At 42.7% G+C, this 23923-nt stretch carries 20 protein-coding genes; 18 read left to right on the top strand and 2 right to left on the bottom strand.

Annotated elements, in window-relative coordinates:
• Positions 1 to 18 precede the first annotated feature (18 nt).
• Together ccoG and JFC10_RS00795 are read left to right on the top strand one after the other, a co-directional pair.
• Positions 19 to 1428 (top strand): cytochrome c oxidase accessory protein CcoG, encoded by a 1410-nt coding sequence (gene ccoG, locus JFC10_RS00800; RefSeq protein WP_198331231.1) that lies wholly within the window; start codon positions 19 to 21, stop codon positions 1426 to 1428.
• A 179-nt stretch (positions 1429 to 1607) separates the two neighbouring features.
• Positions 1608 to 2189 carry a FixH family protein gene (locus JFC10_RS00795; protein ID WP_198331230.1) on the top strand — a complete coding sequence of 194 codons (582 nt, stop codon included), beginning with the start codon at positions 1608 to 1610 and terminating at the stop codon, positions 2187 to 2189.
• Between the two features lie 155 nt (positions 2190 to 2344).
• On the opposite strand, the gene ttcA is transcribed toward JFC10_RS00795, so the two are convergent.
• On the bottom strand, positions 2345 to 3502 hold the full coding sequence (gene ttcA, locus JFC10_RS00790) for a tRNA 2-thiocytidine(32) synthetase TtcA (protein WP_198331229.1): 1158 nt from the start codon (positions 3500 to 3502) through the stop codon (positions 2345 to 2347).
• A gap of 405 nt (positions 3503 to 3907) precedes the next feature.
• Between ttcA and queC the strand changes: the two genes are divergently transcribed.
• The 12 genes from queC to JFC10_RS00730 all read left to right on the top strand — a co-directional run bounded on the left by queC (position 3908) and on the right by JFC10_RS00730 (position 17352).
• Positions 3908 to 4624, top strand: a complete 717-nt coding sequence (queC, locus tag JFC10_RS00785; RefSeq protein ID WP_198331442.1) for a 7-cyano-7-deazaguanine synthase QueC — start codon at positions 3908 to 3910, stop codon at positions 4622 to 4624.
• A 236-nt stretch (positions 4625 to 4860) separates the two neighbouring features.
• Positions 4861 to 5190: a hypothetical protein gene (locus tag JFC10_RS00780; protein ID WP_193012676.1), complete on the top strand. Its 330-nt coding sequence runs from the start codon at positions 4861 to 4863 to the stop codon at positions 5188 to 5190.
• A 178-nt stretch (positions 5191 to 5368) separates the two neighbouring features.
• Positions 5369 to 5866 carry a peroxiredoxin gene (locus JFC10_RS00775; RefSeq protein ID WP_198331228.1) on the top strand — a complete coding sequence of 166 codons (498 nt, stop codon included), beginning with the start codon at positions 5369 to 5371 and terminating at the stop codon, positions 5864 to 5866.
• 177 nt (positions 5867 to 6043) lie between these two features.
• A complete protein-coding gene (locus JFC10_RS00770; protein ID WP_198331227.1) occupies positions 6044 to 7540 on the top strand; it encodes a dihydrolipoyl dehydrogenase in 1497 nt (498 codons plus the stop codon).
• Between the two features lie 132 nt (positions 7541 to 7672).
• The gene (locus JFC10_RS00765; protein ID WP_226914558.1) at positions 7673 to 8860 is read left to right on the top strand and encodes a mechanosensitive ion channel family protein; all 1188 of its coding nucleotides are present in this window, start codon (positions 7673 to 7675) and stop codon (positions 8858 to 8860) included.
• 230 nt (positions 8861 to 9090) lie between these two features.
• The gene (gene rlmKL, locus JFC10_RS00760; RefSeq protein WP_198331226.1) at positions 9091 to 11397 is read left to right on the top strand and encodes a bifunctional 23S rRNA (guanine(2069)-N(7))-methyltransferase RlmK/23S rRNA (guanine(2445)-N(2))-methyltransferase RlmL; all 2307 of its coding nucleotides are present in this window, start codon (positions 9091 to 9093) and stop codon (positions 11395 to 11397) included.
• A 272-nt stretch (positions 11398 to 11669) separates the two neighbouring features.
• A complete protein-coding gene (locus tag JFC10_RS00755; RefSeq protein WP_193012671.1) occupies positions 11670 to 12245 on the top strand; it encodes a TerD family protein in 576 nt (191 codons plus the stop codon).
• Positions 12246 to 12519: 274 nt separating this feature from the next.
• Positions 12520 to 13587 carry a DUF475 domain-containing protein gene (locus tag JFC10_RS00750; RefSeq protein WP_193012670.1) on the top strand — a complete coding sequence of 356 codons (1068 nt, stop codon included), beginning with the start codon at positions 12520 to 12522 and terminating at the stop codon, positions 13585 to 13587.
• A gap of 228 nt (positions 13588 to 13815) precedes the next feature.
• The gene (locus JFC10_RS00745; protein WP_193012669.1) at positions 13816 to 14736 is read left to right on the top strand and encodes a glutaminase; all 921 of its coding nucleotides are present in this window, start codon (positions 13816 to 13818) and stop codon (positions 14734 to 14736) included.
• A gap of 306 nt (positions 14737 to 15042) precedes the next feature.
• Positions 15043 to 15618, top strand: coding sequence for a TerD family protein (locus tag JFC10_RS00740; protein WP_193012668.1), 576 nt, complete (start codon positions 15043 to 15045; stop codon positions 15616 to 15618).
• 263 nt (positions 15619 to 15881) lie between these two features.
• On the top strand, positions 15882 to 16634 hold the full coding sequence (locus tag JFC10_RS00735; RefSeq protein ID WP_198331225.1) for a TIGR00266 family protein: 753 nt from the start codon (positions 15882 to 15884) through the stop codon (positions 16632 to 16634).
• 109 nt (positions 16635 to 16743) lie between these two features.
• Positions 16744 to 17352 carry a TerD family protein gene (locus JFC10_RS00730; RefSeq protein ID WP_193011901.1) on the top strand — a complete coding sequence of 203 codons (609 nt, stop codon included), beginning with the start codon at positions 16744 to 16746 and terminating at the stop codon, positions 17350 to 17352.
• 133 nt (positions 17353 to 17485) lie between these two features.
• Here JFC10_RS00730 and JFC10_RS00725 read toward each other — a convergent pair whose 3' ends face one another.
• On the bottom strand, positions 17486 to 18769 hold the full coding sequence (locus JFC10_RS00725) for a TerD family protein (protein ID WP_198331224.1): 1284 nt from the start codon (positions 18767 to 18769) through the stop codon (positions 17486 to 17488).
• A 331-nt stretch (positions 18770 to 19100) separates the two neighbouring features.
• On the opposite strand from JFC10_RS00725, the gene JFC10_RS00720 reads away from it, so the two are divergent.
• From JFC10_RS00720 to JFC10_RS00705, 4 genes are all read left to right on the top strand, one after another.
• On the top strand, positions 19101 to 20288 hold the full coding sequence (locus tag JFC10_RS00720) for an ATP-grasp domain-containing protein (protein ID WP_198331223.1): 1188 nt from the start codon (positions 19101 to 19103) through the stop codon (positions 20286 to 20288).
• Positions 20289 to 20375: 87 nt separating this feature from the next.
• Positions 20376 to 21611, top strand: a complete 1236-nt coding sequence (locus tag JFC10_RS00715; RefSeq protein WP_198331222.1) for a trypsin-like peptidase domain-containing protein — start codon at positions 20376 to 20378, stop codon at positions 21609 to 21611.
• A 48-nt stretch (positions 21612 to 21659) separates the two neighbouring features.
• A complete protein-coding gene (locus JFC10_RS00710) occupies positions 21660 to 22955 on the top strand; it encodes a phosphoribosyltransferase domain-containing protein (RefSeq protein WP_198331221.1) in 1296 nt (431 codons plus the stop codon).
• A gap of 82 nt (positions 22956 to 23037) precedes the next feature.
• On the top strand, positions 23038 to 23865 hold the full coding sequence (locus JFC10_RS00705; RefSeq protein ID WP_198331220.1) for an HAD hydrolase family protein: 828 nt from the start codon (positions 23038 to 23040) through the stop codon (positions 23863 to 23865).
• Positions 23866 to 23923: the final 58 nt, after the last annotated feature.

The raw sequence follows: 23923 nt of genomic DNA, 5'->3' as shown, positions 1-23923 counted from the left end.
TTTAAAAGAGGCACGTTTATGTCAGCACCACAACCCAATAAAATCCCTGTACAGCAAATTGACCTTGATGCGACCAAGCATCGCGTTCATCCTAGGTTTGTCACAGGTTTTTACCAAAACATTCGTGTTGTCACGATGTATACGCTTTTGGCCGCTTTTCTGCTGTTACCATGGTTACGTTATAATGGTAGGCAGGCAATATGGTTTGATGTCCCCTCTCAGCATTACTATATTTTTGGTATGACTTTTCTGACCCAAGACTTTTACTTTATTGCTGCCTTTGCCATCATTGCAGCTTTCACATTGTTTATGGTGACTGTATATGCGGGTCGTGTTTGGTGTGGCTATGCCTGCCCTCAAACGATTTGGACACACCTTTATCAGTATGTTGAAAAATGGGTCATTGGTGATCGTAATAAGCGTATTAAGTTTGATAAAGAACCGATGAGCGCCAAAAAAGCTTTTAAACGTTCTTTGATATATTTTATTTGGTTAGTATTTTCAGTGATTACCGCTGCAACTTTTGTCAGTTATGTCGCTGGAACAGATTATTTATATCAGAGCTGGCAAACAATTGGCTTTGTTCCCATTCCTGATTGGCCAACATGGGTATGGGTATCAATGTTTATCTTTACCTTTGCCACTTATGCCAATGCGGGCTACATGCGTGAGCAGATGTGCGTACAGATCTGTCCTTATGGTCGTTTTCAGAGCGTTATGTTTGATAAAGATACGTTGGTTGTATCTTATGATTATGAACGTGGTGAACCTCGCGGGGCACGTAAAAAAGGCACACATCCTGAAAATTTAGGGGATTGTATCGAATGTACCATGTGCGTACAGGTTTGTCCGACTGGGATTGATATTCGAGATGGCTTGCAAGTTGGTTGCATACAATGTGCTGCTTGTATTGACGCTTGTAATGAAATTATGGATAAAGTCGGCTATCCACGTGGGCTTATCCGCTATACAACAGAGCGCCAGTTGTCAGAAAAAGAAAATACCCGTGTACTCAGTCCACGCCTATTTGCCTATTTAGCGGTTATTACTATTTTATGTGGTGGTGTGGTTTATGCGCTGACAGACCGCGTACCATTAGAGATTGATATTCGTCGTGACCGTAATCAGTTGTCTTCCGTGAACAATCAAGGCATGATTGAAAACAGCTATATCGTTAAACTGACCAATAAAACGCAAGAGCCGCATACCTATAAAATAACCCTTGCCCCGAAAGAAGGTTTGAGCTTAGCGCTGCGATTTAACGATGTACCATTAGAAGCAGGTGAGAGCTTTGATATGCCTGTGAGTATCTATGGTGATCCTGATGTTATCGACTTTGAACAAACACCGGTGACCCTAAATGTGGTTAGTGAAGATGGTCAGTATAAGGTCAGTAAACAAAACGTATTTACTACTCAAGGGCAGTAGGCTTCGATAAGCTATTAAGAGCCTAGCTGGTATATAATACTATATGTCATGTCACCTGTGAGTCAGTGGCTAACAGGTGGACGATTTATCATAAAACTGACAGCAGTTTAGCTATCAGTTTATCCATTGATACAGTTTATAGATATCTGATAAACAGATATCTGATTAATAGGTATTTTATGTCTACTCAAGCATCAAATTTTAAGCATCAGGATAGTCAACCATGGTATAAGAATTACATGGTGGTTATTTTTGTCATTGGCATGCCTGCATTTGTCGTAGTGGCTTGTATCTTTTTCGTTTATTACTCTTATCAAATTCGTGATAGCGTGGTACGTGACGACTGGTATATGGATGGCAAGACGCTTTATCATGATGTGTCACGTGACAAACTGACTTATGACTTAGACTTGCATGGTAAAATGCAGTTTGCCGATAATGGCAACATTGTGTTTTATTTAAATTATCCTGAACAAAGCTTGCAGTCAGGTAAATTATTAAATGGCACGCCACTGACTTATCCAGATACACTGGCACTATCTATCTCGCATGCAACCGACATAAAAAAAGATCGTGATGTCATCCTACAGCATGTCGAGGGCAATAAGTACAGTGCGCGGGTAGATATAGATCCTTTAAAAGCAAAATATTACCTACAAGTAAGTAGTGATGGTAAAGATGACTGGCGTATGCAAGATGTGGCGAAACTACCACGTTCAGAGGTTAGCTTTAATCCGTTACCTGTTTTTGCAGAAAGCTAATTTTATCAATATTGCTTTGATAGATAAGGCTAACAATTGATTTATTAAGACATAAAAAAAACCAGCCATTTATCAATAATGAGCTGGTTTTTTTATGCTAGCAGTTTATGCTATTTTTTATAAATATCACGTAACGATATTGCACCAATGAATCGTTAAATAACAGGATTTATTGTAGGAATCTTCTGAGTCGTACGATTGTTTTCTGCTGAGTTATCGGACGCTATCGAAAGCTGCTTACTATCAAACTTTGGATTGAACGTTTGGGTTTTTGGCGATACAGGTAGGCCAATTTCAGCCAAGCTCTCGGTCTGTCCTGATTGGATGTTATCTCCTTCAAACAAACGCTCATTATCATCACGATCAAGACTTAACTGCTCAAAGTCGAATAGCTCACGGTCTGCTAGTTGTGACGGTGCCACGTTTTGCATGGCTTTAAAAATAGAAGCCAAACGCTGTGGATGGGCATCATCCCACTCCCGCAACATGTCGTTGATAATTGCTCTTTGTAGGTTGGTTTGGCTGCCACATAAGTTGCACGGAATAATTGGAAATTCTTTTAAGCGGGCATATTCAATGATGTCTTTTTCTTCGACATAAGCCAATGGACGAATAAGCAGGTTTTGCTTATCATCGCTAAGCAATTTCGGTGGCATCGACTTGAGAGCACCGCCATGAAATAGATTCAAAAAGAAGGTCGCCAACATATCATCGCGATGATGACCCAGCGCAATTTTGGTTGCCCCAATCTGCTTAGCAAAACCGTATAACGAGCCGCGGCGCAGACGTGAACACGCCGAGCAATAAGTTTTTCCTTCTGGCACCACGCTCTTAACGATACTATAAGTGTCTTTTTCTAAGATATAGTGAGCAATGCCCTGCTCGTTCAGATACGCTGGCAAAACATCCTCAGGGTAACCTGGTTGCTTTTGATCGAGATTGACCGCGACGATATCAAAGTTAATCGGGGCGATACGCTTGAGTAATAGTAAAATATCCAGCAAAGTATAGCTGTCTTTACCACCTGAAACACAGACCATGACCACATCGCCGTCTTCGATCATATTAAAATCACGAATCGCCCAAGAGACTTGTCTACGCAGCTTTTTTTGTAGTTTACGGAACTCTGCTGATTCAGTAGACGTTGATGGTACAGCGGCGATACTATCTTCATTTGTATGATTATCAGCAATATCCTCATATTCCATGCTATCACCATCAGTGTGCCAAGCATGATTATCCAAACCTGCATCAGCTGACATATCATCGATTTCAGGCGTAATTTGTGGCGTAAACAAGGTCGCTGCGGTCATAAGTTACTCAATATCTTTACAAGGGATTTTTGCTAAAAAATGGGATAATAAAGCCATTAGCAAGGACGTAATAGCACAGTGGCTCTAAAAGCAGGGATTATAACAAAATTTGCTAACAGATTGAAAAGGTGAGATTAAATTATGAGATTAAATATGCAGTCTTCTTTATAGTTTAGCTTTTTTATACATAAGAGACTGATGTCAACTCAAAACTTTTATAAACAAATTTCTCTTTTGAGCTGATTAAGGTTTCATATCGTATTTATAATGGCTTCGTGGTTCTGTAGTGAGCGTATTTTTGCTAAAATAGGCGTTTTTCGCAAACCAATAATAGATACCACTATGACTAACGTTACTTCGCAAAATACCTCTAATAACCAAGCCTCCGATACTGACTTAAGTGCTTTGAATAAAAACCAAAATGCCATTGTGCTACTGTCAGGCGGTCTTGATTCAGTGACTTGTTTGTATTGGGCTAAGGCACGTTATGCGTCGGTGACTGCGGTCAGTTTTAACTATGGTCAACGCCACAATAGTGAACTGGTCGCGGCAAAAGCCATCGCTGAGACTGCCGAGGTCAATCACAGGATTATTGATATTGACATCGCTCAGCTTGGTGGCTCTTCACTGACGGACCACAGTATGATTGTTCCTGATGGCGATACTGATAAATTCCCTAATAAAAAGCGTGATGAGATCGATAACGATGCTATTCCCAACACGTACGTGCCTGCGCGTAATACGATATTTTTGTCTTATGCACTAGCCGTTGCTGAAGTGACCGATGCCAATCACATCATCATTGGCGTCAGCTCAGTCGATTACTCGGGCTATCCTGACTGTCGACCAGAGTATATTGCCGCCTTTGAGCATATGGCCAATCTTGCCACCAAAGCTGGTGTTACCGGTCATCACTTATCTATTCAAACGCCCTTACAGCAGCTGTCAAAAGCAAAAACCATTGAGCTTGGACTGTCATTGGGTGTCGATTATGGGCAAACGATTTCTTGCTACCAAGCTGATGCACACGGTCTTGCTTGCGGTGTATGTGACAGCTGTGCCTTACGCCGTCAAGGATTTGCCCAAGCTGGCGTCACTGACCCAACTCATTATCAATCCTAACAAATCATAGGATTGCATTTGTATCAGAGCGTGATAGCAATCAACATTAGCGAAACATTCGCTTGCATTAACACAGCACGCCGCCGTTGTATTTTAAGTCACATACTTGCTATGGTATGAGCGATTCTGTTTATCGCAAGATATAAGTAACCACATTAATCAACGAACTATTAGTACTTCCGCTCTAATTTGAGTACAAAATCTAGAAAATTGATGCTACCCGTAAGAGGATATTTATGAAGTTGTTGCCAGTATTACCCCTAGCTCTAGCTGCCATTTTTGTGATGCCACAAGCAAACGCTGCCGATATTAAGCAAAATAATATCAATACCTGCGTTAATGGCGCAGTCAAATATAAAGTCGCTGATAAAAACACTGCGACCAAACTATGCAATTGTACTATTGGTGTGCGTAGCAACATGACCATCGGTCAGATGTGGGAGATTGAGAGCTATGCCCAAGACAAAAAAGATCCGTCTGGACTGCCTTACGTCAAAAAGATGCAAAAAGATTTGCAACAGTGCACCGTTGGCTTAGATTTAAAACAGCCACAGAAACCAGCTTAATACACATCTCGTTTGATATACAAAAGACTGGCCATTGCCAGTCTTTTTTGTTGTCAATGCATGCGCAAAGTGTAAAACTGATTATGAATCGCTGCTAATCTGCTTATAATAAGAACACAGCATAGATTATCAATCGACATAAGCACTGATATAAACAAAAACCAATAAGGATTTTATAATGGCAAAACCAACCACAGAAAACCTAACCTTACCTGACTTTTCAGTCACTATAGTACGAAAGCTTGCCGGTAACTTTATCCATGATGAAATCAATCTCAAAGAGATGATTGCCAATACTGATAAAGGACTCATTCTGTACTTTTATCCAAAAGACAATACGCCAGGCTGTACCACTCAAGCTACCGAATTTACCGAGCACCTCCATGAGTTTGATGACTTAGGCTATGACATCATTGGTGTCTCACGTGATAGTGTTGAATCTCATGAGAAATTCATCACCAAATATGATTTAAACATTGCGCTTATCAGCGATACTGATGAAAAGTTATGCAAATACTTTGACGTTATTAAAGAAAAGAATATGTACGGCAAAATAACGTTAGGGCTAGTCCGTTCAGCATTCGTCTTTAACAAAAATGGCGAGCTGACCCATGCTCAGCGAAATCTACGTGCCAAAGGCTATACTGAACGTTTGCTTGAAACCTTAGCGCCTTAACCAATAAAGCCAAGAATCATAACAAGCATCTTAAAATTGATTCTGCTAATCCTTACGATAAATACTGGATATCAGAGGCTGAAAGTCGTTTTTGAATGATTGTCTTTTAGAGCAATTTTAAAAAAACTATCTTAAAAATAGTCCTTAATACTAAATGCCGTATAACTTGAGAAGCATATGAATAAACAATACGACACTGCAGCGGATGACACAGCGTCCAAAGTTACTCGCAAAGTATCTGTCGCCATTATCGGTGCAGGTACTGCTGGGCAAAATGCCTTTCGTCAAGCCAGTAAAACCCATGATAATGTCGTTATTATTAATGACGGATTCTGGACGACCACCTGTATCGCTGTCGGCTGTATGCCAAGCAAACTGTTGATTGCCGCCGCTGATCGCGCGTATGAAGCCAATCACTCTGCTGAATTTGGCGTCCATGCCACCGTCCAGATAGATGGCAAGCAAGTCATGCAGCGCGTCCGGGACGAGCGTGCGCATTTTGCTAGCTACATCAAAGCACAAGTAGATAGTTGGCCTGATCACAAAAAAATATCAGGACGCGCTCATATCAATGACCAAGGATTAATTGAAGTCAATGATGAACTAATTGATGCCGACAAAATCATTATCGCCACGGGCAGCTCACCATTTATTCCAGATGGCTGGGCAGATAAGCTTGGTGACGCCATGCTCACCTCTGATACGGTCTTTGAGCTCACAAACTTGCCAAAAACAATGGCCGTCATCGGTACAGGTGCTATCGGACTAGAGCTTGCGCAAGCCTTTAAACGCTTAGGCGTAGAAGTGACTTTGTTCAATCGTGTCAAACGCATTGCTGGTCTCAAAGACGATGATATCAATAACAAAGCTATCGATTGCTTAAGCCGCGAATTGACCATGCATTTGGGTAGCAAAATCAGTGATGTCGGCGTGCAAACAGCCACGGATAATGACCATTCAGCCGCGTTCATTGATTATGAAGACAGTGCTGGAGAGTTGCAGCAATGGCAAGGTGAGTATGTACTGGTTGCGACTGGTCGTCGCAATAATATCAAACCGCTGGGAGTTGAACATTTAGGCGTTGAGCTTGACGACAAAGATCGCCCAAGGCACTTGAATCAAAAAACAGGTCAGATTGGTAATTTAGATATCTATATCGTTGGTGATGCCAACGCCAATCTCCCACTATTACATGTGGCCAGTGATGAAGGCTATAGCGCTGGAAGTATGGTCTGCGAGAATGAAGATGCCGCTCATATTCGCCCGCCCGCCACGCCCTTCTCGATTGTGTTTTGCTCACCGCAAATCGTTAACGTCGGTATGTCTCTACCAGACATTCAACAGGATACAAGCTTAGAGTATGTCATCGGTAGTGTCAGCTTTGACAATCAAGGGCGCAGTCGCGTGATGGGTGTCAACTGTGGACTGCTACATATTTATGGCTGTAAGAAAACCGATAGAATCTTAGGCGCAAGTATGGTCGGGCCCGATGCCGAATATATCGGGCATATTTTAGCAACAGCGATTACCAATGATTTAAGTATTAAGGCCATGCTCGATACGCCTTTTTATCATCCTACGATATTAGAGGGCTTACGTACCGCGTTACGCGATGTTCAACATAAAATGGCAATACCTTATCAATACCAAGACACACAGGAAGATAGCTTTTAAGCATTAGCTAAGCTACACTTTCAAGACGCTTCACTTTCAAAGCAAGGATGTTTAGTATCAATCACCACTCATATTGTGTTTGATAGCACTGACCACTTGAAGTACGTTAAAAAACTCTGCATGGACCAAAAAATGCCAATCGCTAGTATTACTGATTTTTTTAAAGAGATCGTTCGTGACCTACATACTAGCCTCTACCTTGCGCTTGGCGGCTCTGTAGATGAAGAATCACTTGATTGGTCGTCTCAAGCGGTAGAGCTCGCTAGTACTGCCATAAAAATCCTAATACTGCTGGCGGTGTTGGGATTTTTTTATTGGCTCGCTATCTATATCCTTAAGCAAAGTAGAACAAAAATTCGCCTGAATGAGCGGCGTACTAAGATTGTCCGTTCAGTCTTGCGTTATATCTGGATAGTTGCCAGCTTGATTGCCATTATGAGCCAAATTTACTTTGAGCCAGAGACTATCAAGGCTACTGCAAAGGCCAGTACATGGGCGGGAATTTATTATGTACTATGGGCGTCATCTGGACAGATTATTCACAGAGTGCTGCAGCATTATGGTCTCAACGCCTCCATAGAGCAGCTGCTTCAAAACATCTTGTCAGTGCTGCTATTGGTACTCGGGCTTGCCAGCGTCATGGCGCAATTTGGTTTTGATATCGTCTCATTGGTCGCGGGTTTAGGGATTGTGGGCTTGGCAGTCGGTTTTGCGGCCCAATCAACGCTTGCCAACTTCATTGCGGGTATTACCATTTTGCTCGAACAATCTTTTCAGGTTGGCGACTGGATTCATATCAATGACAATGAGGGTCGCGTCGTCCTTATCGCGTTACGTACCACCCATATTTTGACTCGAGACAACATCACCGTCATTATTCCCAACTCTAACGTTGCCTCCTCTGAAGTGACCAATTTAACCTCCAAAAACTTCATACGTTTCGATATTCGTGTGCGTATCGCTTTTGAAGATGATATCGACACTGCTCGCAAGGAAATTTTGCAGGTGCTTACTGATACCGATGTGGTACTCAGCCGTCCTGAAACCTCGGCCACCGTGGATGAAATTGGTGAATACGGGGTGTTCTTTATTGTGCGTTTTTGGGTCAAGCCTGCCGCTGTCGCGCGCATGCCCAAAATCAAAGAAGGTCTAAAAGAAGATATCAAGCGTGCCTTTGATGCCGCTAATATTTCTACCCCTTACCCTCATATGCGTCTGCTTATGCCAAAGGATGTGGATTATCCTATCGCCACTAAACCCTTTGCAACTACAACGCAGATCGTATCAGAAGTACCGCCACTGACCAAAGCGGATAAATAACGTCATTGTATTATTTTATGCCTTGGGCAATTAATTCCACAATTTTTTAGGCTTAAGGTTTTCATCATCAATATGGTAAGTATGGTTTTATGAAAGGTAGCGTTGCTGAATCTCTCTTTGATAAACACCACCACTTTAAACCATCCTGCGCTGAATTATGGTAAAATTGGCGGTTAAACATCTTATTTTATGATGTGCATTACTTATCAATTTAGCCCACAGGTATCCGTATGACCGAAACAACCGCGCCCGCATCTCTAACAGCAGCTTCACCAGATTTGTCGCTTGACCTTATTATTACCTGTGCCGATGGGCTTGAGGCACCACTACAGACTGAGCTGACAAGTTTTGGTATTGCAAGCGAAATCAAAAGTACAGGCCGTCTGGCGGTGACTGGTACTTTGCGTGACTTATATAGTATTTGTTTGTGGTCACGTGTCGCCTCGCGGGTATTAATGCTCATTAAACGTAAAAATATCAATGCCGAATATGATGTGGCTGAACAACTTTATGGCTTGGCAAAATCGGTCAATTGGATTGAGCAGTTTAGTTTGGAGCAAACCTTTGCCATTCGTCTGTCGGTCGACAAGCGTGTGGCCGTCAGTCAACAGTTTGCGATGCTACGTATCAAAGATGCGATTGCAGATACGTTCAATGAAGTTTATGACAGCCGTCCTAACGTCGATAGTAAAAACCCAGACTTTTCTATATTTGCAACCGTGAATGATAAGCAAGCTGAGCTGTATTTAGATTTATCAGGCACCAGTTTGCATCGCCGTGGTTATCGTGTGGCGATGACTGAAGCGCCACTCAAAGAAAACTTGGCAGCTGCTCTACTGTATAGCGCAGGCTGGCACAAGAAAAACGAAGCAGGCAATGCACCTTTTTATAATGCTTTAGTCGACCCAATGTGTGGTTCTGGCACCTTTATCATTGAAGCACTACTCATGCATTGCGATTATGCTGTGGGTATCGATAAGGCCGCCAATCAATTTGGTTTTTACCAGTGGCAGCATCATGACGATGCATTATGGCAACAGATGATCGATGATGCCCAGACACGTTTCCGCGAAGCCTTAGCAATTGCTAATGAGCAACCAGATACGTTACCACTAATTTTGGGTTTTGATGCTGATAGCGGCGCAATTTTAGCAACAGAGAAAAACCTGATTGCCGCAGGTTTGCAAGATTTACTACCACTACTTGACCTTGAGACGCGTGCGCTTGACCAGCTGAGCACTATTTTGAAGCCATTGGTCGATGACGGTCGCTTAAGTAATCCTTTAATCATCACCAACCCACCTTATGGTGAGCGTTTGGGTGACGAAGAGATGATTAAGCCGTTATATCAGGCGATTGGGCTTATTTTGCAAGACAGCTTTGCCGGTAGCGGTATTGATCCGATGCTTGGCATATTGGCATCTAATGTTGAACAAGTTGATATCTTACCTATTAAAGAACCAAAAACCTTACGCTGTCATAATGGTGCTATCACGGTTTATTTCCGCTATGGTACGTTGATTTCTGGACAAACGGGCAATCTCGTTAGTCGCTTTGAAAAACGTGAAATTGAAGTAGAAGATGGTCAAGATTTTATTAACCGTTTGCAAAAAAACCTGTCCAAGCTGAAGAAGTTGGCTAAAAAAGATAAGGTTAGTAATTTGCGCGTTTACAATGCTGACTTGCCCGACTTCAAAGTCGCCGTCGATTTATATGGCGACTATGTGCACGTGCAAGAATATGCGCCACCAAAAACCATTCCACCTGAGACTGCTAAAAAACGCTTCAACTTGGCATTAATGGGTATTCGTGAAGTTTTTGGTATTAACCGTGAACAAATATTCATTAAGACCCGTGCACGCCAGTCTGGTAATGACCAATATAGCAAACAGAACACCACAGAAAAGCGTGGTAAATTCCATGTTGCACGTGAAGATGGTGCTTATTTCTACGTCAACTTTACGGATTATTTAGATACTGGTTTGTTCATTGACCACCGTAATATGCGTGCGCGTATTAAAGACAACAGTCGCGGTAAAGCCGTATTGAACTTATTTGCTTATACGTGTACGGCGAGTGTTCACGCGGCATTGGCGGGCGCGAAAAAAGTCACCAGCGTTGATTTGTCACAGAACTATCTAGACTGGGGTAAGCAAAACTTTGTATTAAATGGTCTGGACGTTAGCCGCAATAAATATCAATTCGTCGCAGCCGATATCTTTGAGTGGATTAAAGACAATACTGAACAATTTGATGTCATCTTTATCGATCCACCGACCTTTTCGAATTCGAAAAAGTTCCAAGGTACATTTGATGTGCAGCGCGACCACTCTGCCCTCATTAATCGTGCGATGAACCGCTTGACCTCTGACGGGATCTTGTATTTTTCAAATAACTTTACCCGCTTTGAGCTCGATGAGCAGTTAACCGAGCGTTATGATATTGTCGATATCACGCAAAAAACCATTGGTTTTGATTTTGATATTAAAAAGCCGATTCATCAGAGCTTTGAGATTCGTCATCGTCAAAGCCTATAATTCAGATGAATAGGTGAATATCAAGGTTAACAACAGCGTTTAAACCTTATCTTTTACCGTCATTCTTGTCGTACACATAACAATGACCCAATCAGCTTTGATTGGGTCATTTTTTGTTGTTATGATAGAGCGTTATTAGACAATAGTTTTTCGGCGATGGTTTTTTGTTAATCTTAATCCCACTATCGTTTTTGCTAGTCTGTATTTGATAGCTTACATTGCTATTGTTTTAATATTGCCCCTTTCCCTACTCTAATAACAAGGACAATCTCATGGCTTTATCACTGAATAAAGGCGGTAACTTATCGCTAACCAAGACTGACCCAAATTTAACCAAGTTGCTTATTGGACTTGGCTGGGATGAGCGCGCGACTTCTGGCGCTGAGTTTGATCTTGATGCCAGCGTATTTTTACTGAATACGGCAGGTAAAGTACGCGGCGACCATGACTTTATTTTCTACAACCAGCTTAAGTCTGATAATGGCGCGGTGGAGCACACTGGCGATAACCGTACTGGCGAAGGTGATGGCGATGATGAAGTCATCAAAGTAAACCTGACTCAAGTACCTGCTGATGTGGATAAAATTGTCGTCACTGTCACCATTCATGATGCGGCTGCGCGTAGTCAAAACTTTGGTCAAGTTGCCAATGCTTTTATTCGTGTCGTTAATGAAGAGACAGGCACTGAAGTCGTACGTTTTGACTTAGCAGAAGATTACTCTGTCGAAACAGCAATGGTATTTGGCGAAGTCTATCGTCATAACGGTGAGTGGAAATTCCGTGCCGTTGGTCAAGGCTACTCAGGCGGCTTACAAGCCATGTGTCAACAATATGGCGTCGATATCTAAATCGCTATCTTGTTCAGTACTTAGGCCTCTATATGACAATCACACTCAAAACATAAAGTAGGTATTAGCCCTCGTTTTATATTCACCATTGGCGACGATGCTGGTTGTAAAATATGGTTGCAAAATAGTCACAATTATTCATAGCTAAATGACTGGTAATGCTTTATGTTTCGTTTAGAATTATGCAAAAAAGTGGTTAGCAATAACCGCTTTTTTTGTGGTTTGTGTCTATAGTAGACCAACCTTAGCTTTATGCAACCAGACAGGATGTGTCATGAGACATTTTTATTTAGACTTTATTTTCACAGTCATTGCCTTAGCGGTAGCGGCGTGGTGGGGATATTCACATGGTGGTATGGGTGGCTTGATAACTACCCTCTCAATTACTGCTATTTTGGCCGTCATGGAGATTTCATTATCGTTTGATAATGCGGTGGTCAACGCCTCAGTTCTTAAGGGCTGGGACGAATTTTGGAAAAAGATATTTTTAACCGTTGGTATTTTAATTGCTGTATTTGGTATGCGCTTGGTATTTCCTATTGTCATCGTCGCGGTCACCGCTGACCTTGGTATGATGGAAGTCATCAATTTGGCCTTATATCAACCAGAAGAATATTCAGCCAGACTAATGGCACACCATGCTGAAATCTCAGCTTTTGGTGGTATTTTCTTATTATTGGTGTTCTTGAACTTCATTTTTGATGAAAAAGAAGTACACTGGTTCAATTGGTTAGAAAGCCGCTTAGCGAAGCTAGGCAAAGTCGATGCCATGAGCGTCTTCGTTGCGCTTATTGTCTTGATGGTTGCCGTATCATGGGCGAATGCTGAGCAATCTTCAGCGGTCTTGATTGCGGGCGTTTGGGGTATATTGGTATACCTTGGCGTACAGGTCGTTTCTGGCATGCTTGAGGGTGACCTTGAAGAAGATTTAGAAAACGAGGAAAATGGCTCTGGCGCTGCGGCGACCAGCGCGATTATGAAGGGTGGTATTATCGGTTTCTTATACTTAGAAGTCCTTGATGCCTCATTCAGTTTTGATGGTGTAATTGGCGCATTTGCAATTACCAATGACGTCATTGTAATCATGCTAGGTCTTGCTATTGGTGCGATGTTTGTACGTTCGATGACTATTTTCTTAGTCGACAAAGGCACACTTGATGAGTTTGTCTATCTTGAGCATGGCGCACATTATGCCATCGGTGCATTAGCCATTATCATGCTGTTATCAGTGAAGTTCCATGTGCCAGAGCTCATCACTGGTCTCATTGGTATTGCGTTTATTGGTTGGGCGTTTGTTGCGTCACTCAATTATCGCAAGGCTGAAGCAGCACGTCTGAACTAAGCTCATTATCAGCATCGTATCTAATGTATTCAAGCAGATCATATCATCAGGTGTGATCTGCTTTTTTACGCTGTGCTACTCCATCTTCGATTACCTATTAAAGCGCTGAGATAGGTACATAACCACCCCTCACATAAGCAAAATACAATTTTTCCGTCATTATTGACTTTTATTCAGTTAAAATCATCCTTTTTCATACAATCATAGAAATACGGCTATATAACTCATATGCAACAGATTCTTGATGATATTGCCGCAGAGATGGCACGTGAAACCGATCGCGGCAAAGTGGCGGATTATATTCCTCAACTGGCCCATGTAGATCCAAACCAGTTTGGTATTGCAGTAGCAACACCTGATGGAAAGGTATATTCAGCAGGTAATGCAAGCACCTTGTTTTCGATTCAAAGTATCTCCAAGGTATTTACCTTAACCATCGGCCTTGGCAAGTTGGGTAATGAGCTTTGGACACACGTTGGTCGTGAACCATCCGGTGATCCTTTCAACTCAATCACGATACTAGAACATGAATCTGGTCGGCCGCGTAATCCATTTATCAATGCTGGTGCACTTGCCGTGGTAGATGCGATTATGATGGGCCATGAGCCAAAAGAAACCTTGGGTGAGATTCTTCAGTTTGTTCATTTTATTGCAGACGATGATTCAATCCGTTTTGATCATAAAGTGGCTGCCTCTGAAATGGAGCACAAAGACCGAAACGCGGCATTAGCCCACTTTATGAAAGCCTTTGGCCGTTTAAAGCACGATGTCGATAAAGTACTGGGTGTTTATTTTCATCAGTGCTCGATTGCGATGAACTGCCAGCAATTGGCTCGTGCAGGTTTATTTTTAGTATCTAATGGTGTTAATCAGCACACAGGGATGAGGGTCATCAATGAACAGCGATCTCGACGGATTAATTCATTAATGATGATGTGCGGTCATTACGATGGTTCTGGTGAGTTTGCCTATCGTGTCGGTCTTCCTGGTAAAAGTGGAGTTGGTGGCGGTATTTTAACGATAGCCCCAGGTAAGGGATCAATTGCCGTATGGTCACCAGGGCTTGATCCTGTAGGAAACTCCAAACTTGGATTAAAAGCATTAGAGATGCTTGTACAAAAAACAGGCTGGTCAGTGTTTGCTAATTAAAAGCTGTTTTTTGACTAGTAACAGAGTTGGTCTTTGATAACAATATCTTAACCAGTGTTGTTAGACTTGTTAAAAAGTCTCAGATATACAGAGTTATTATACCTATTAGTAATCATATCGTAATCACACAAAATACGCCTTGCTTAGTAAGCAAACGCTTAGTATAGTAAATCGTAATGATATGCAGGGCGTGGCATACGAGTAAATTTATTCATTGTTTGCGTTTATATATCGACCACTGCACTATTTTTAGTTTATTTTTTTTATCATTCAATCCACTCAATTATTAATCCAAAGGATATTTATATGGCTATTAGCTTAACAAAAGGCGGCAACGTAAACTTATCAAAAGAAGCGCCGGGTTTAACCAATATTACAGTCGGTCTTGGCTGGGATCCACGTGCCACTGACGGTCAAGAGTTTGACTTAGATGCGATTGGCTTTTTGGTCAATGAAGCAGGCAAAGTACGTAATGATCAAGACTTTATCTTCTTTAACAACTTAAAGTCAGACAATGGCGCGGTTGAACACACAGGCGACAACCGTACTGGCGAAGGCGACGGTGATGATGAAAAAATCAAAATCAACCTTGCTAATATCCCAGCTGACGTCAGCAAAGTCGCTATCTGTGCGATTATTTATGAAGGTCAAAGTCGCAATCAAAACTTTGGTCAAGTGGGTGACGCTTATATCCGTATCGTTAATGATAATGGCGACTCTGAAATCGCACGTTATGACTTATCAGAAGACGGTAGTACCGAAACTGCGATGATTTTTGGTGAATTATATCGCCATAGTGGTGACTGGAAATTCCGCGCCGTTGGTCAAGGCTTCAGTGGCGGTCTTGGACCATTAGCAGCCTCTTATGGTGTAAACGTTTAACGTTAAAATTAACGTCATCGTTTAATACGATAATTCTTCATAAAATAAATATCACAATCGATTATTTGATTGCGACAAAAAAGCCATCAAGTGTGCCGTTTTAAAGCATTTGATGGCTTTATGTTTAATTGGCTGGCTTAAATTGAAAACGATAATTTTTATTGAAAATAAGTATTTAAAAATATAGAGACTTAATACCATATATCTTGGCACCATATATTAAGCGCATAATTTAAAGACATTAGAATAAGGATTTGCATCCCATGGCCGCAACGTTTAGCTTGATTGGCACCATCGAACCTTTTTTACATTGCAACCTAAAAAAAGGCGATTCGATTTATTGTGAAGCCAATGCAATGGTGATGATGGAGTCAAATCTTGAGCTTAAAGGTAAGCTACAAGGCGGACTAATGCAATCACTCATGCGCCGCTTTGCCAATGATGAATCACTCTTTCAGCAGCAGATTGAAGCTGTGAATGGTGAAGGTGATTGTTTGTTAGCCCCAACGCTCGATGGTGATATGCAAATCATCGATTGTGGTGCACAGCAATATACCTTAAGCGATGGGGCATTCGTTGCCGCACAAACCGGCGTTGATATCAGAGCCAATATTCAGCGTAACCTTGGCGGTGCGGTGTTTGGTGACACTGGTGGCTTTATGGTGATGCAAACGCAAGGTCAAGGTCAAGTGGTGGTATCGGGTTTTGGTTCGCTGTTTGAGATTGATGTGACACCTGATAAAGATGTCATTATTGATAATGGACATGTGGTCTGCTGGGATTCCAGTCTTAATTACAAGCTATCTGTATCAACCAGCAAGAAAAAAGGCATCATGAGTAATATCATCAATTCAGTCACCAGTGGCGAAGGAATGGTATTGAACTTCTCAGGTACGGGCAAAGTCATTATCTGCTCTCGCAATCGTGATAGCTATCAGGGCTGGTTACAAAGCGTCTTAGGGACTAGCTCAGGCGGTCGCGGCGGTAATAGCAGTTTGCTTGGCAATATCTTATAACTATTATTATGTTTTTAGAGCTATATGTTACAACGACTCCTCGTCATCATAGACTTTATTTAACCCTCTACTCACAATTACTATAACACTGTAGTATAAGGAATATCACATGGCAGTTAGTTTACAAAAAGGTCAGAAAATCTCCCTAAGCAAAGAAGCTGGCGGCGACCTCACCCAAGTAAAACTGGGTCTAGGCTGGGACGTTGCGCAAGGCCCTCAAGATAAAAAAGGTGGATTCTTAGGCAAATTATTCGGTGGTGGTAGCGGCGGCGACTCGATTGACTTAGATGCCTCATGCATCATGTTTGATACCAACAAACAAGCCATCGATGCGATTTGGTTCAGTCAGCTGAAATCAAAAGATGGCAGTATCGTCCATACTGGTGATAACCGTACTGGCGACGGTGATGGCGATGACGAAGTTATCAATGTAGACCTTTCAAGAATCCCTGCCAATGTCGTCTCTCTCGTATTTACGGTCAATAGTTTCACTGGTCAGACCTTTGAAACCGTTGAAAATGCGTTTTGCCGCATCGTCAATGCCAATAACAATCAGGAAGTCGCGCGCTACAATTTATCAGCGCAAGGTGGGCATACGGCGATGATTATGGCAAAAGTCTATCGCCATAATAATGAGTGGAAAATGCATGCTATCGGTGAAACGGCTTCTGGTCGCACCTTCCATGATTTGATGCCTGCTATTACACCGCATGCGTAATGGATTCAAGGCTTTATCTAGATTAGCGTTCATCCGTTAAAGTAAGATATTGAAACAACGTCATTGAAAAAAGCCAGCCCATCTAATAATAGATGGGCTGGCTTTTTTGCATTACAGAATACTATTAAAGCGGTTACTTACTACCACGTTTCCAGCTAAAGCCCCAATTAAAGGCCTTGTCCATCTCTTGATGCCCTTTGAAGTATTGATTGATACGCTCGACGTTGATGCTACCTTGCTGGTTGACCAAACGCGCGATGGCACACATTGGTAGATTACCCGTACCTTCTGTCAAACGCGTTTCAATCGGTGGCTGATCAGGTACATGAATGGTCACGACACCATCGGTTTGCGCCCAGTTAGGCGCACCTTCATAAATGAAAGCGAAAATAAAGACTTCTTCAATCTGTGACCACTGCTGACCGTTAATATCTAGCCACTCACCGCCGCTCACCTGTCCCGTTCTATCATCAGCACGCAAACACACGTAAGGCGCTGATGTTAAGCTACCAAAACGATTGCCCAAGGCTTGAATCAGTGTTTTTTCACCATTTTTCAGATGAATCATCGCCCCAACATCAAGGTCAATACCGCCAGCTTTATGTTGTTTAAATAAATCGCCGAGTAGTCCTTTTTTGGGCGCTTGCTGACTGGTAGTCGGATTTTGGTTCCAGTTTAAGTTGACAGATATTTTACCAAAGTCATCTCGCTTGGTTAGATTAATGCTAGATTGATTTTTGGTTAAGGTAATTTTGCTTAGGTTGATTGATGGGCTTGTACTATTGCTAGGAGCAGGAATCGGCGGCGGGGTGTTTGTTTGAGAGGCACTACCCGCTTTTTGCGTGTTAATAGGTCTTTGGGTATTGATGGATTGAGACTGATTTTGTACAGGGCTTTGAGCTGGCGCTTCATCAGCAATTTCAACACCGAAATGCTCAGATAATGGCTTAAGCCCTCCTTCAAAACCTTGGGCAATAAAACGGAACTTCCAGCTACCTTGGCGGCGATAACATTCCGCTAAAATAATCGCTTTTTCATTACGTCCGGCGGCACTTAGTTGGCAAGTCATCAGCACTTGGCTACCTTGTAAGACTTGAATGTCCACATCGCCGACTTGCGCAAGCGTCTGTGCGCTAGAAAACGCGAGGGCTATCTTCTCAATATTCGATGGCTGCGCTGGTAAATTAATATCAAAAAAACCATCGCTATCATGACCACGGAAACTCACGCTCCCATCATCGCTACGCGTCTGACCATAAAATATCATGTCGCCATCGCCGCGTACTTTACCGTCAGTTGTCAGGCGATAAGCCGCGCAATCGACCGCACTTTGGCTTAAAATACGAATGCTAATATGATCCGTCGGCAGTGGCGCATTGGCACCAGCAATCAGTTTTTGAGGTTGGGTTTGGCTCATCATACATCCTTTGAAGTATTTATTATATTGGTGTGCTTGTTATGCTAATAATTGTCATATAGTAGCATGGATAGCAGCTGATTTTTAAAGCGTACGACCGTTCAATAACGTGCCAATGACCCTAAAAAATATTTTTACAAATCCTTAACGCTATTTTGTCAGCAGCATTTATAACGCTTAGCATTTGTATATAATAGCCCCTACTATCAGCAATGTTGCGTCTTGTTTTTTCGGTTGCGGTTTGGCGCTTACTGAGATTACTGGTGGTGTTGCAATGACGATACTAAATTATTTAATTATATCTAAAACCTACGATAACGCTGAGAGAATTATGAAAACCCCTGCTAACGATAACGATCATACAACATCAATTACCGCGTCACCTGCCGTTTGGTTAGCTGAAGGTCAGTCAAGCCAGCGCGATATGTTAGCCAGCCTGCAAATTCTAAAAGCCCAATCTGAAACTGCATTCAACATTATCGCTTCACACCGTCACAATAGACCTGAGATTTTTGAATTTGCCGATAGCATTTACCGTGAGCCTTCTATAAGCACCGCAGATAGCGATGAGCAAGCAATGCTCGAATCTGCTGAGCCATTGATGCCGCGTTGGCAGTTTGTATTAGAGCAAGCTCAAAAAAACAATGTAAAAGTGTTGCTCACTGGACGCAATGGTATTGATTACGAAGCCCACCGTGAGGCGTTTGACGCGGCTGGTATTCGTTTATTGACGGGTGCAACGAGTGTGGCAGCGTTAGAAACGATAGATGATAAGTTTGCCTTTATGCAGCAGTGTCATCAGTACGATGTTCCCGTTGCCGAGGCGTGGCGCTTTGATAACGTCGCAGAGCTTGAGGCGTTACTTGATATTCATGGTCATCAGCCGTTATGTGTCAAACCGGTCACAGGTATTTTTGCACAAGGGTTTTGGCGATTAGGCAAAGTTAAAGAGATGGGTCAAGAAGCAGGTACAGAAACAGACGAGCAATATGACAGCTTTGAGCATTTATACTTTACTGAAGAGAAAAAAATCAATACCACGCAATTTATCAATGCATATGCAAACAGTGTCATGGTGCGTGAGCGCCCTATTCCCATGTTACTGATGCCTTACTTGTCAGGACAAGAGTACTCTATCGATGTCGTCTGTGAATATGGCGAAGTACTGGCTGCTGTCACCCGTTATAAAACGGGAAAAATTCAGCATATCGGCTACGAGCAATCAGTCATGGATGTCGTCATTCCACTAATAAAAACCTTTGGCTGCGATGGCATCGTCAGTGTCCAAACCAAAGCCGATGATGACGGTCAGCACCGTGTGCTTGAAATTAATAGTCGCCCTTCTGGTGGTATTGATTACACCACCCATAGCGGTGTGGATTTAACCCAAGTTGGATTTGCCTATTGGCTGGGCTTAACTGATAAACCGATACTGGTGGATATCGCGCAACAAATAACCCCCTGCCAAGTACGCTCAATTATGGTCGGTGTAAAGGTTGAAGAAGACATCGCTGAATAAGTAAAAATACTGACATAAAAAGTCGATGGCAATAAATCGACAATAATAAATCAATGGCAACCGAGTATAGTCAATAAGAGGCAGACGATGACAGCACAAACCACATTAGTGTTAGGGGCAAATACGGTCATCGCGACAGCGAATTGTTCGGTCGCCTTTTCGACGACAAATCAGTCAAAATTTGGTGAGCAGCTGGGGCTACTATGGCTGCCTTTGGACGAACATCGCAAAGCCGCTTGTAGTCCTGCATATCTTCATGAACCGAAGGAATGGGCGCAGCTCAATAGTAAGGACGATCCAAATGCATGGCAATTGGATTTGCCTAGATTATTTGACCAACAAGGGGTCAGATTTTTACAACTGATTGCTTATGTTTATCATGAGCCAAGCCTAAATTTACCTGCCGTTGAATTAAGCAAGGTAAATTTAACGCTCAATGAGGGCGATATTCGCTATGAATTTGCCGCAAGTGAGCGCCATGTCACAGCAGCGATCATATTAGAGATATACCGACGCAATGGACAATTTAAATGCCGTGCCCTTGGCGAAAGCTCTACTCAAGGATTGGCCAGCCTAGAGCATCATGTGCAAGTGAGCCTTGATATGCGTCCACCAGATACGCATGCCTTTATCCAAGATGCTCAGCGCGCGCAGCAGCAAGGTTATCCTAACAGTGATGCGCGTCCACCAAGACAAGTTCAGTCTGGTGAAACTTGGACAGGGACAGCGTTTGCTATCGATCCCTATCATCTACTGACTTGTTATCATGTCATTGAATCAGCGGCGATGATTGGTGTGCGTCAACAAGGGCAGCCTGATCGTGAGGCGCAAGTGGTGCTTAGCGATACTGGTAGTGATTCAGCCATTATTAGAGTAAGCGAGCCACTGCCAAGTTATTTGCCATTAGCGCAGCGCTGTGCTGATAATTTAGGTGAAGCCATCACCACCTTGGGATTTCCGTTATCAGGACTGAGTAGCCAATTACAAGTAACCCAAGGCTGCATCTCCGGACTGACAGGGTTTGGCGATGACATTCGTTATATGCAATTTACCGCGCCTATCCAGCCAGGATCTAGTGGTAGCCCTTTATTACTACCGACTGGCGAAGTGATTGGCATGGTAACGTCCAGCCTCGTCCATGAGCATGCACAAAATATGAACTATGCGGTGAAATTTCAGTTATTATCCGCCCTACTCGCGAGCGCTGGAATTAGTCTAGATGACTCATCTGGCATGTCACGCACGACAGCTGCGCCGCTGACCACGCCGCAATTAAGTAAACAAAGTCGCGGTGCTTTGTGGTTGGTGGGTTGTCAGGGTTAAGCAATCATTACAACAATATAAAAAAATTGAAAGATCAAAGGAAAATAAATGCTAAATAAGCAATACAGCACGACCATCAACTTACCACGCGGCACTCTTGATTTAACCTATCAAACCAATTCAGCCACTACGAAAAATGGAGCAGAACCAAGTAATAATTATCAATTAGAAGACTTGCTTGGATTTGCACAACGTATTAACCCAAAACGCGCGTTTTTGTTTGTCTCAAAAGTGTTAGGTCGTCATATTCCAGTGTCGCCAAGCACCATGCGCCATGCTTTTACTGATTTGGCAAACCTAGTACCCGATGATTTGCCTGAGCCAATTTTGGTTATTGGTATGGCGGAGACAGCCGTCGGCTTATCTGCGGGTGTGCATCAAGCGCTGCAAACGCGTTATCCCAATGCCTTACTATTGAACTCTACGCGGCATGCGCAACATTATAACAATAATGACAGTAGCAGCGACTGTTTATTGACCACTTTTAGCGAAGACCACAGTCACGCCAGCCAGCATCTCATTTATCAAAGTGCAGAGCAAGCCACGCAAGCACAGCTACTTGCGAGCAAGACTCTTATTATGGTGGATGATGAAGCTTCGACGGGTAATACTTGTGTCAATGTCGTCACTGCTCTCCGTAACGCAGGTCTTGACCAGTTAGAACAAGTACATCTCACTACTTTGGTTGATTGGTCTTTAAACCAGAATCAGAATGCAGCGGATGCAGATGACACTGTGTCTGACCAAATCGCAAAACGCCTACCAAATATTCACTTTCAACGTCATCATCTACTGTCTGGTGCGTGGACTTGGACGGATGCGCCCAATCCAGAGCCGATAACGATGCCGTCGGTCGATACAACTGAGGCAGGCAGTCAAGCGCTAGGTCATACTGGCAATTGGGGACGTTTCCCAACCCTAGATAGCACCGATGGTTTTGATCATTATCTTTTGAAGTTTCAAACTGCCTTTAACGTTTTTAACAAGCAAGAGCAGTTTGAAAAAGAGCAGTTGCCACAGCGTATCTTAGTATTGGGCAGTAATGAGTTTGTTTGGTTGCCGTTTTTATTGGCGGAATGGCTTGAGCAACATACGCATGTAGATAATAGTAAGAACACGGTTAATTTTAGTGCGTTAACCCGCTCACCGATTGCGCTTGGTGGTGCGATTGCAACGATGCTAAGTTTTAATGATAATTACGGACTTGGTATGACCAACTTTGCTTATAATGTTGATCCCAATGAGTGGGACTTGATTGTGTTGTGTGTGGAAACACCAACTGATAGCGTGGATGCTATGTGGAAAGGTTTGGATAATGTGCTAGTGGTGAGTCCGACGCTGTAAATTATTTTATAAGAACTGTCCCATTAACACCATCCTCTAAATCCTGCTCTGCTTTTCACATTCAACACTTACGGACACCTTTATGACCACTCCATTTTTTCAAGCCAATCCTGATATTCTCAAGCCTTATGCGCTGATGGATTTGGACGACACGCTCTTTCAAACTCAGCGTAAAATTGACGCATGGGACTTACCCACTACTGAGCCTGAAAACTTGGTGTGTGCGACGGTCAATAAGCAGGGCGAACCGCTGAGCTTTATGAGTCAGCGCCAAGCAACCTTCTTTAATTGGCTACTCAATAGCACTGAATTAATCATAGTAACGGCACGTGACCGCAGTGAGATCAAACGTGTAAAACTGCCATTCGACAGCTGGCAAGTATTGACCCATGGTGCGATTATTTTAACGGCTGATGGGCAACTACTAAGCGAATGGCAGCAACATATGTATAGCAAGCTTGCACCGTTGCAAGATAAATTAAACCAACTGAGCGAGATGTTTGCTAGTCATAGCAAAAGTGAGCAGAGTCATTTGGTATTTACGCCACATATCGATAGCTTTAATAATGGCTCTGTCGATAAGGAATTAACGATTTATCTGGCTATCAAACATGCGCAAAAAGACCATCAGGCATTAGTAGATCTCGCTGCAAAACTGCCAACGTTAATACGTGATTTTGAGCAGGATTTTTATGTGCACGTCAATGCTAATAATCTAGCGATATTGCCGCACGCAGTTCATAAGCGCCATGCGGTACAGTTCTTATTAGATAATCATTTAGACAGTCCGCGACCAAGCTTTGGCTTTGGTGACAGTCTGGCTGATTTACCATTTTTACAACTGCTTGACTGGTACGGTATGCCCAACCACGGACAGCTGCATGAACGACTTAGCTCTCAATCATGCTAAACACTTAACCTCTCCTAAATAAAAACAATAATAACCGCCGTTTATAGAAGTAGAAACT

This window comes from Psychrobacter aquimaris, from assembly GCF_016107525.1.
GTDB lineage: Bacteria > Pseudomonadota > Gammaproteobacteria > Pseudomonadales > Moraxellaceae > Psychrobacter > Psychrobacter aquimaris.
Note: the sequence above shows the minus strand (reverse complement) of the source record. Positions and strands in the feature narration are given on the sequence as shown.

Bases quoted from the DNA above. Each gene is read 5' to 3' on its own strand.
- ccoG (WP_198331231.1), top strand. From the start codon at position 19: ATGTCAGCACCACAACCCAATAAAATCCCTGTACAGCAAATTGACCTT.
- JFC10_RS00795 (WP_198331230.1), top strand. From the start codon at position 1,608: ATGTCTACTCAAGCATCAAATTTTAAGCATCAGGATAGTCAACCATGG.
- ttcA (WP_198331229.1), bottom strand. From the start codon at position 3,502: ATGACCGCAGCGACCTTGTTTACGCCACAAATTACGCCTGAAATCGAT.
- JFC10_RS00780 (WP_193012676.1), top strand. From the start codon at position 4,861: ATGAAGTTGTTGCCAGTATTACCCCTAGCTCTAGCTGCCATTTTTGTG.
- JFC10_RS00775 (WP_198331228.1), top strand. From the start codon at position 5,369: ATGGCAAAACCAACCACAGAAAACCTAACCTTACCTGACTTTTCAGTC.
- JFC10_RS00770 (WP_198331227.1), top strand. From the start codon at position 6,044: ATGAATAAACAATACGACACTGCAGCGGATGACACAGCGTCCAAAGTT.
- JFC10_RS00765 (WP_226914558.1), top strand. From the start codon at position 7,673: ATGCCAATCGCTAGTATTACTGATTTTTTTAAAGAGATCGTTCGTGAC.
- rlmKL (WP_198331226.1), top strand. From the start codon at position 9,091: ATGACCGAAACAACCGCGCCCGCATCTCTAACAGCAGCTTCACCAGAT.
- JFC10_RS00755 (WP_193012671.1), top strand. From the start codon at position 11,670: ATGGCTTTATCACTGAATAAAGGCGGTAACTTATCGCTAACCAAGACT.
- JFC10_RS00750 (WP_193012670.1), top strand. From the start codon at position 12,520: ATGAGACATTTTTATTTAGACTTTATTTTCACAGTCATTGCCTTAGCG.
- JFC10_RS00745 (WP_193012669.1), top strand. From the start codon at position 13,816: ATGCAACAGATTCTTGATGATATTGCCGCAGAGATGGCACGTGAAACC.
- JFC10_RS00740 (WP_193012668.1), top strand. From the start codon at position 15,043: ATGGCTATTAGCTTAACAAAAGGCGGCAACGTAAACTTATCAAAAGAA.
- JFC10_RS00735 (WP_198331225.1), top strand. From the start codon at position 15,882: ATGGCCGCAACGTTTAGCTTGATTGGCACCATCGAACCTTTTTTACAT.
- JFC10_RS00730 (WP_193011901.1), top strand. From the start codon at position 16,744: ATGGCAGTTAGTTTACAAAAAGGTCAGAAAATCTCCCTAAGCAAAGAA.
- JFC10_RS00725 (WP_198331224.1), bottom strand. From the start codon at position 18,769: ATGAGCCAAACCCAACCTCAAAAACTGATTGCTGGTGCCAATGCGCCA.
- JFC10_RS00720 (WP_198331223.1), top strand. From the start codon at position 19,101: ATGAAAACCCCTGCTAACGATAACGATCATACAACATCAATTACCGCG.
- JFC10_RS00715 (WP_198331222.1), top strand. From the start codon at position 20,376: ATGACAGCACAAACCACATTAGTGTTAGGGGCAAATACGGTCATCGCG.
- JFC10_RS00710 (WP_198331221.1), top strand. From the start codon at position 21,660: ATGCTAAATAAGCAATACAGCACGACCATCAACTTACCACGCGGCACT.
- JFC10_RS00705 (WP_198331220.1), top strand. From the start codon at position 23,038: ATGACCACTCCATTTTTTCAAGCCAATCCTGATATTCTCAAGCCTTAT.